Origin of the sequence: Janthinobacterium saanense (genome assembly GCF_014200675.1) — a bacterium.
Classification (GTDB): Bacteria; Pseudomonadota; Gammaproteobacteria; order Burkholderiales; family Burkholderiaceae_D; genus Janthinobacterium.
In genome coordinates this window covers 26,971-35,438 of record NZ_JACHCI010000033.1, presented here as the reverse complement: position 1 = coordinate 35,438, position 8,468 = coordinate 26,971, and the positions used below count along the sequence as shown (strand labels likewise).

7 protein-coding genes and 1 pseudogene are annotated in these 8,468 nt (G+C 59.6%); 3 read left to right on the top strand and 5 right to left on the bottom strand.

Going from position 1 to position 8,468, the window contains the following annotated elements:
• Positions 1-232 (top strand): annotated as a pseudogene (locus HDE72_RS26940) (hypothetical protein); the annotation flags it as partial.
• Positions 233-321: 89 nt separating this feature from the next.
• Positions 322-825 (top strand): hypothetical protein, encoded by a 504-nt coding sequence (locus HDE72_RS26935; protein ID WP_183748533.1) that lies wholly within the window; start codon positions 322-324, stop codon positions 823-825.
• A gap of 1 nt (position 826) precedes the next feature.
• On the opposite strand, the gene cls is transcribed toward HDE72_RS26935, so the two are convergent.
• Entirely contained in the window at positions 827-2,218 is a 1,392-nt protein-coding gene (gene cls / locus HDE72_RS26930; protein WP_183748531.1) for a cardiolipin synthase, read from the bottom strand.
• On the bottom strand, positions 2,215-4,323 hold the full coding sequence (locus tag HDE72_RS26925; RefSeq protein ID WP_183748529.1) for a site-specific recombinase: 2,109 nt from the start codon (positions 4,321-4,323) through the stop codon (positions 2,215-2,217). Before HDE72_RS26925 ends, cls begins: the two co-directional genes overlap by 4 nt.
• A gap of 324 nt (positions 4,324-4,647) precedes the next feature.
• Here HDE72_RS26925 and HDE72_RS26920 point away from each other — a divergent pair, with 324 nt between their 5' ends.
• On the top strand, positions 4,648-5,736 hold the full coding sequence (locus HDE72_RS26920) for a porin (protein WP_183748507.1): 1,089 nt from the start codon (positions 4,648-4,650) through the stop codon (positions 5,734-5,736).
• A 49-nt stretch (positions 5,737-5,785) separates the two neighbouring features.
• Here the strand turns inward: HDE72_RS26920 and HDE72_RS26915 are convergent, their stop codons facing one another.
• From HDE72_RS26915 to HDE72_RS26905, 3 genes are all read right to left on the bottom strand, one after another.
• A complete protein-coding gene (locus tag HDE72_RS26915; protein WP_183748505.1) occupies positions 5,786-6,334 on the bottom strand; it encodes a DUF3617 domain-containing protein in 549 nt (182 codons plus the stop codon).
• Positions 6,335-6,414: 80 nt separating this feature from the next.
• A complete protein-coding gene (locus HDE72_RS26910) occupies positions 6,415-7,962 on the bottom strand; it encodes a TerC family protein (protein WP_183748503.1) in 1,548 nt (515 codons plus the stop codon).
• 90 nt (positions 7,963-8,052) lie between these two features.
• Positions 8,053-8,298, bottom strand: a complete 246-nt coding sequence (locus tag HDE72_RS26905) for a hypothetical protein (RefSeq protein ID WP_183748501.1) — start codon at positions 8,296-8,298, stop codon at positions 8,053-8,055.
• Positions 8,299-8,468: the final 170 nt, after the last annotated feature.

Here is an 8,468-nt window from a genome sequence, read left to right as displayed (position 1 = left end):
GAATAATGAAACGCCGGTGCAGGCGATGAAGAAATGGCAGGCGGAAAAGCCGGAATTATTCGTTAAACGCGTTTATAACCAAGCGGGTCTTGACAATTTCGCTGACCCGCGTGATCGTGGCGCACCACCCGGTAACAATTGTCATGGGAAAAAATGGGATACTACAACGTGGCAAAGTGGTGCAGGATTTGCTTGTGCAGGTATCAGTTGGCCTTGCCCAATAGCCGAATAGCACGGTGTTTTTGCCTCTCCCGCCGAGATTGCCTCCCAGTCTGCAAACTTGCAAACTTGCAATCGAGGCAATAGATGAAAGGAGAGCGCATGTTGATCGATACAAGCACCGTGACCTTGACGCCCGCTTATCAGCGGCCGTATCAGGCAGCCACTGGCGCGGGAAAGAAATCTTTTTCCGAGCTTTTCGCTTCCGTCACGCAGGCGCAAGCAGCGCGGCCAGCCGCTGCCAGCCAGGCAAGTAACGCCGAGAGCACCAATTACCGTGCGCAATTATTGAATGCTGCCAAGGCGGATCCGGTCAAAGCGGAAAAGCTGCTGGCGTTTAGTACGGCGCCCGAGAGTGGGGCGTTTCCGCTGATTGATATTTCGCAATGGCCGGCCGTGCGCTACAGCGTTTCCGGCGAGCTGCAAACGCCGCAGTCGCAAGCATATGTTTCGGAGACTGCTGCGTCGGCCGCCAAGGCGCGTGATGCATTGCTGCATGCCGAACGTAGCAAGGGCACGCCGGCCGCCGCTATCCTGGAAAAAGTGCTGGCCTTGAATAGCGCCTTGCCGTTACGCTATAAAGCCATGGCGAATATAGGGTATTGAACTACAGCCAATAATTCATGAAGCGGGCCGACCATTCCTTGATGCGGTCCGACAATGGTCGCGCTTCCCATTTTGCCTTGGTGATTTCTTCCGAATCGCGCAAGTCTTCCTGGAAGGCGTTTTCCATTTCGCGCCCGAAACTGTCGCCCAGCACTACCACGTTCAGCTCGCTGTTGTGCAGGAAGCTGCGCATGTCGATATTGGTCGAGCCGACGGTTGACCAGGCGCCGTCGATGACGGCCGTCTTGGCGTGCAGCACGGCCAGTTTCAAGTGGAAGATGCGGATGCCGCCAGCCAGCAACTGGTCGTACAGGGCGTGGCCCGCGTGAAATACCAGGCCGCTGTCTGAGACGCCGGGCAACACCACTTTCACGTCCACGCCCCGTTTGGCGGCAGCGATCAGGGCGGCGACCGTTTGTTCGTCGGGTACGAAATAGGCGGAGGTGATATGGATCGATTTCTTCGCTTCCTGGATCGCCAGGATGTAGGCCTTGTAGATTTCAAAGCCGCCGCCCGGTTCGCTGGCCACCACGCGCACCAGCTTGTCGCCTACTTCCGATAGCACGGGAAAGTAATTGCCGTCTGGCAGGTCGGCCGCATCCTGCTGGGCCCAGGTGCGGATGAACAGCCACTGGAAGGCGGCCACGGCCGGGCCTTCGACTTTCACGTGGGTATCGCGCCAGCCCACGTCGTCCTTGTCCTTGTCCTTGGATTTGGAACGGAACAGCGAGCTCTTGGCGTAGGTGTCGCTGATATTGACGCCGCCCGTGAAGGCGGTCTTGCCGTCGACGATCAGCACCTTGCGGTGGTCGCGGTTATTGATCTTCCATTCATCGCCGCGCAGCTTGGCCGGGTTGACGGGGTTGAAGGCCACCAGGTGCACGCCGGCTGCGCGCATGCGGTCAAAAAACGCTTGCGGCACGCCGATGGTGCCCACGCTGTCGTAGATCACGTTGACGGTCACGCCTGCTTGCTGCTTGGCGATCAGCATGTCGGCAAACTTCAGGCCCAGCGGGTCCTGGTCGAAGATATAGGTTTCCAGGTTGATGCTGCTCCTGGCTTCGCTGATGGCCTTGAACATTTCCGCCATGGTTTGCGGGCCGTCAAACAGCAGGGTGACCTTGTTGCCCTTGATCAAGGGCACGCCGGTGGCCGCTTCTTCCAGCGCGGCCTGGGTCTTCAAATCCATGCCGGACTTGGCCCAGCGCTTGTTGAGCAGGGCGGCCCGGCTGTTGACGCTGAGCACGGCGCCCTTGCCGGTGATCACTTTGGGCGTGGCGGCGGGTGTCAGCTCGGTATTGAGGTTTTTAACATTGGGCAAGGAGGCGCATGCGGCGATGATCCAGCACAGCAGGATCAATGGGTAATAAGATCGCATGCGCCTCTTTGTCATTTGTGGCCTCTGGGTGGTGAGGCGCCGGCCGATTCATCGGCCAGTGCCGGTGGCGGCGGATTTTTGCTACCGAAGAAGAAGGTGATGGGTGACCTCAGGAAACGCTTGCCGAGGATTTTCAGCAATTGCACGCCATGCTTGAAACGTACCTGGCGCGAACGCAGGGCGACCCACAGCGCCAGGCCGAAGCTGACCAGCAGGTTGGCCGTGCCGATGGCGAAGATGCCGGACAGCGATTTGACGGCCAGTTGCCAGCTCATGTGGTGATCGAGTCCCACCAGGGCGGTGGCGAAGTTGGCTGCCGAGAAAGTGATGTGGCGGATATCGATGGGCAGGCCCACCAGGAAACCCAGGGTGCCTATGGTGCCCAGCAAGATACCGAAATAGAAGTTACCCATCAAACCACCGAGGTTGTTTTCCAGATACAGGCCCAGGCGCTGCAGCCTTTCCTGGCCGATCACACGGCCCAGGCCGCGTAATTGCGCGATGCGCTGGGCCCAGCGCGTGTACAGGGCCTGGTTGTCATAGTAGCCCGAAATCAGGCCGGCCACGAACAGGCATACGCCGGCGATCATGGCGTAAAACACGGCCGGCGTGCCGATCGGGTCTATATCGTGCAGCAAGTGCATGGCCTTGTCGGGCGACACGAGGTGATGGCCGGTGATCGCCTTATAACCCAGGGCGATCAGCCAGGCGGTGGGAATCGCCGTGGCCAGGTTGCCCAGCACGGCCATGTTTTGCGTGCGGAACACTTTGGTGATCAGTTCCGCCATGCTGTCGAGGTCGATATTCCTGCCATCCTTGCTGTGCAGGCCGGCGGCGATGCGCGAGGCCGTCATGGCTGGTTGCTTGGTGGCCACCGTGAAGTGCAGCAGGTGGATGAACATGAAGCCGACCGAGTAATTCATGCTGAACATGAAGGCTTCGACCAGTGGCGCCGAGCGCAAATACGACATCAATATCTTGAACAGCGCCATGAAGCCGATGATCACGCCGGCGCCCGCCGACGACAGGAACATGGCGCCCATTTCACGGCGGTTTTCCGCGATGTAGTGCTCACCGGTGCGGCTGGCGTTTTCCGTTACGTTACGGGCCAGCAAGTTGATATTGTCGGAAAACAGGTCGCTGACCTTGTATTTGTTGTTGTGCGCGCTGATCAGTTCCAGTGCCAGCGAGACGGCGCCCGCGCGGCGGCGGCTGATGGGGAGCGCGTCGATTAAATCTTGCGTGGCGTCCACCGTCACGGCGGCGATATCGACATTGGGCGAGCCGGGCAGTTCGCCGCTGGTATCGACCAGGAACAGTAGTTTGCGCAAGCGGTCTATGCTTTGCGCCAGGGCCACCAGCAGATAGGTGAGGGGAATGCTGGTGCCCTGGTACAAGGCTTTCTTGCGTATCTTGGCGATCACGGCGTCGCACTGGTCCAGCATCACCAGCAAATGGCGCGCATCTTCGATTGGCTCAGGATCGCCATGCAACAGTTTGGTGTAGGCATCGAGGTAGGCGTTCACTTCCGTGTTTTGCACCATGAACGGCGACTGGAAGACTTCGATTTCATTATGGAAACGTGTCAATTCCGGTTCCAGGCCCATCGCGCAGACGCGGTAGGACAGGGTGCGGATGGCGTCGAGCATGCCGGGCAGCATGATATTGCCATCGCCCACAGCCAGTTCGATCTCGTCTGCCGTCAGCACATCGAACAGTTCCAGCCAGTCGGCGGCCGGCACATTGCTGATCCAGAGGTAATCGGTTTTCAGGTACAGCACCTGGTCGAGCGCGTCGTTCAGGTATTCATCGCCCAGCGCGGGCGGCAGCATGCGGTAGGCGATGCGGCGTTTCAGTTCGGTAAAAAAGCCGCTGTTCGACAGCACGCCGATGTCGGTGTAGAGGCTGGCGTGGCGGCGCGCGGCCAGCACGCGCAGCACGTATTCATGCAGGGCGCGGGCTTGGTCGGGGTTGCCTTTGAGCAGTTGGCGCAGGGTGCGCACATTGGCGATGGCGGTGGCGCTGTCGTGCGGTCGCTTGGGACGCAGTGAGTTAAATAATTCCACCAGCAAGTCGATGTTGCTGGTGTAGGGATCAATGCGTTCGAGGATAGCTAGCATGCAGGAAAAACGGGCGAGCCGCTGTCGGTAAAACCAGTAGTGTACTGCCTGCGTCAAATCACGCAACGTTCGGCAACGAACCTTGATGCAAGACAGGCTCTGCTTTTTCCCTTATTTTGCAGCAAAAGACGCAATCATGGTCACTATTTGTCTGTTGTCAGTATGCGACGCCCTTTCCGGGGCTAGGCTGGGTTTTCTGTTGTGCACCGCACAGATTGCTTGCTAAAAAGGGAGGATAAAGTGACACTAAGGTCGTAATGCACAGCGTGCTTGATCTTGATCAATACCGGGAAGTTTTCTTTTCACGTCACCGAGATATTTATCATGAAGCCTTCGTATTTCGCGCTTGCTGTGATGGGATTCGGGCCATGTGCGCTATCGGCGCAGGCCCAGACAGGCTCCAGCGCCACCGTCTATGGCGTGCTCGATGCGGGCATCGTGGCCGAACGCGGCTGTACCAGCGATTGCGCCAGCAGCAAGGTCTCGGGCGGTGTCGCCTCCGGCTCGCGCCTGGGCGTGCAGGGCCGTGAAGCCCTGGGCAATGATGTGGCCGCCGTCTATACGCTGGAAGCGGGCGTGCTCAACGATACGGGCCAGTCGGACCAGGATGGCCGCTTGTTCGGCCGCCAGGCCTATGTGGGCCTGGACAGCCGTTTGGGCGCCCTGACCCTGGGCCGCCAGTACAACCCGCAATACCTGGCCCTGACCGATGTGGCCGACCCGTTCAAGGGCGGCATGGCGGGCAGCGCCAGCAATCTGGCTGGCTACAGCGTGAAACGCTACGACAACACTGTCAAATACGTCACGCCGGCCTTGCGCGGCATCAGCGCGTCGGCCATCTACAGTTTCGGCGAGACACCCTATAGCAGCGCGAATAACCGCGCCTATGGCGCCACCATCGGCTACTCGGCCGGCGCCGTGAATATCAGCGTGTCGCACCAGCGCAAGAATAGCCTGATCCTGGCCACCAGCAGTGCTCCCTCGATCGACATGTCGGCGCGCAATACTTTGGTGGCGGCGAATGTCGACCTGGGCGTGGCCACGGCCTTTGCTGCCGTCGGCGTGAACAAGGGTTATGGCAGTTCGCCATGGGACCCCAGCAATGCCTACAGCTCGCTGGCGCTGTCGATGTCGTCTTCGGACAGCCGCGATACGTTATTGGGCGTGTCGGTGCCCGTGAGCGGCTTCAAGCTGCTGGCCTCGTATGTGCACAAGGATGACCGCGACCTGGCCAACCGCGACGCTACCCAGTTTGCCGTGGGCCTGACCTATGCACTATCGAAGCGCAGCGATTTCTACGCGTCCTACGCCAAGATCCGCAACAAGAACGGCGCCCATTACACGGTGGGCAATGCCAGCGATGCGGGCCGTGGGGACTCGGCCTTCAATATGGGTTTCCGTCACGGTTTTTGATGACACCTGACAAAACCTGCTGCGCGACGGTTTTGTCATGCGTCGTACATTATGGTTTTTGACAGGTGCTTCCTAGCCACTTGCCCGTGCTGGCCACATTCACCTGTTCCGGCGTGCCGCGTGCGCTGGTCGTCACGTTCAATTGCATATTGAAAGCCTGGTCGCCGTTGAACACCACCTTGCCGGTGCCGCTCGATTTGGGATTGGTGCAGCTGAACGCCACGTTCATGCCGCCGGCTACCGGAACATTGTTCGACTGGCAATTTCCGGGCTGTCCGGTAGGGATTTGCTGGCGCGCGGCCATGGCCGGCGTCACGCAGGCCGTCACGCGCACGGCCCCATCGGCGCCCACGGTGGGCATGGCCACGCCGTTGCTGGCGGCCATCGCTTCCAGGTTCTTGCGCTGATCCGGTGGCAGGTTGCCCAGCTGCTGCAACACCATGGACATGGCGTTGTTGGTGGCGGCGTCGGGCGAACTCATCTGATTGTCGATTTGCCATAGCCCCGGCTTGATCACGGGGGCAGGCGTCTGGGCGTGGGCCTGGCTGGCCAGCGCAGCGCAGGCCAGCAAGGTCAAACGTAGCAAGGAAGGTGTCATTGGGAATCTCCTGATGTGGCAGACCCCAGCATACGGTATGGCAAGCGCGGCACGCTTGCCGTTTTGTTACAAGTTGTGATCTACAGCGTGTTTTCGACCGCAATGCGGCGCACGTCCACGCTGGCAATGCGGCGTTCGTCCGCTTCCAGGATTTCGTAGCGGAAACCGTCCAGTTCCAGCACTTCACCCACGGCCGGCATGTTTTCAAAATGCGCCAGCAGGTAGCCGGCCAGCGAGTTGTATTCGCCATCTTCGCTGACCAGGGTATCTTTTTCGAACACTTGCTCCAGATAATGCAAGTCCGTCGCGCCGTCGATGCGCCAATGATCGGTGCCCAGCATTTCCACGTCGGGCTGCTCGTCTTCGTCGGGGAATTCGCCGGCGATGGCTTCCAGAATATCGATAGGCGTGAGCACGCCCTGCACGGTGCCGAATTCATCGACCACCAGCACCAGCTGGCCGCGCGAGCGCTTCAGGGTTTCCATGGCTTTCAAGACGCCGGCCGCTTCCGGCATGACGATGGCTTCGCGCATGCTGAGCGGATCGATTTCGCCGTGCGACACCAGGTCTTCGATCAAATCCTTGCTGCGGGCGATGCCGACCACATTGTCCAGGTCGTCATTACAGACGGGAATCATGCTATGCGGTGTTTCGCGCAGCAATTGCAGCATCTTTTCGCTGCTGTCGTTCAGGTTCACCCACGACACATCGCCGCGCGGCGTCATCACCGAGCGGATCGAGCGTTCCGCCAGGGTCAGTACGCCGCTGACCATATTGCGTTCTGCCACGCCGAAGGCCGACGTGTCGAGCTGCGCCTGCACTTCATGCTCTTCGACCACTTCGCGGCCCTTGCGGCCACCCAGCAGGCTCAGCACCGCTTGCGCCGTGCGGTCGCGCAGCGGCGTCGACGATTGCAATTTGAGGAAGTTGCGGCGCGCCAGCTGATTGAAAAATTCGATCACTATCGAGAAACCGATGGCGGCATACAGATAGCCTTTTGGAATATGGAAACCCAGGCCTTCGGCGATCAGCGACAGGCCGATCATCAGCAAAAAGCTCAGGCATAGCACGACCACGGTCGGGTGGGCGTTCACAAAACGCGTCAGCACCTTGGAGGCGGCCATCATGACGCCGATGGAAATGATGACGGCAGCCATCATCACGTACAGATTGTCCACCATGCCCACGGCCGTGATCACGGCGTCGAGCGAAAACACGGCGTCGAGCACGACGATTTGCGCCACCACCAGGCCGAAGCCCGCATACACCTTGGGGCCGGTTTCGGCATGCGTGACGCCTTCCAGGCGTTCGTGCAACTCGGTCGTCGCCTTGAACAGCAGGAACAGGCCACCGGCCAGCAAGATCAAATCGCGCCCTGAAAATGAGAATTGCCAGAGAGAAAATAGCGGCGTGGTCAGCGTCACCAGCCAGGAAATCAGGGTCAGCAAGCCCAGCCGCATGACCAGCGCCAGGGTCAGCCCCAGCACCCTGGCCTTGTCGCGCTGATGCGGCGGCAGTTTCTCGGCCAGGATGGCGATGAAAATCAGGTTGTCGATGCCCAGTACGATTTCCAGTACGACCAGCGTCAGCAGGCCGACCCAGATTGTCGGGTCAAATAACCATTCCATGTGTGTAACCTTGTCAATATAAAATCAAAAGTGTCGAGCTTGCCTGGCGGTGCAGTCCCTCAGGCACGTATCATGTATGAAGCATGCTGATCAGTGGCGGACGCGCGGCGGGCGCATGGCCGGCCGCACGTCCGCTTCGGAAAGTGCACCGGGTCCCGCTTGCCAGATGATGGCGTAAAACGGCATGGCCTGGCGCAGCGCGTGCGACGGCGTGATGGGATCGTGATCGAGTTCTTCGGTGCTGTAACGGTCTTCAGCCTGCTGGAAATCTGTGGGCGTAACGATGTCGCCGGCCGCAGCAACAGGCTGGGACAGGGCAGGGCTGGCGATCGCCATGCTGGCGTATGCCTGGGGAAGTACGGTGAAAACAAGAAGGCAGAGCAGGACGAGAGCTCGTCTCATATACAGGCAGATAGTTCTGGAACGGTCGAGTATAACACGGGCATATGACGGTCCCGTGACCAGCCCTTGCGTAATTGGCAAGCTTGCCGTAAATTGTTGAAGAG

Excerpts from the sequence above, each read along its gene's own strand:
- HDE72_RS26905 (WP_183748501.1), bottom strand. The coding sequence starts at position 8,298 with ATGGCGATCGCCAGCCCTGCCCTGTCCCAGCCTGTTGCTGCGGCCGGC.
- HDE72_RS26920 (WP_183748507.1), top strand. The coding sequence starts at position 4,648 with ATGAAGCCTTCGTATTTCGCGCTTGCTGTGATGGGATTCGGGCCATGT.
- HDE72_RS26915 (WP_183748505.1), bottom strand. The coding sequence starts at position 6,334 with ATGACACCTTCCTTGCTACGTTTGACCTTGCTGGCCTGCGCTGCGCTG.
- HDE72_RS26925 (WP_183748529.1), bottom strand. The coding sequence starts at position 4,323 with ATGCTAGCTATCCTCGAACGCATTGATCCCTACACCAGCAACATCGAC.
- HDE72_RS26910 (WP_183748503.1), bottom strand. The coding sequence starts at position 7,962 with ATGGAATGGTTATTTGACCCGACAATCTGGGTCGGCCTGCTGACGCTG.
- cls (WP_183748531.1), bottom strand. The coding sequence starts at position 2,218 with ATGACAAAGAGGCGCATGCGATCTTATTACCCATTGATCCTGCTGTGC.
- HDE72_RS26935 (WP_183748533.1), top strand. The coding sequence starts at position 322 with ATGTTGATCGATACAAGCACCGTGACCTTGACGCCCGCTTATCAGCGG.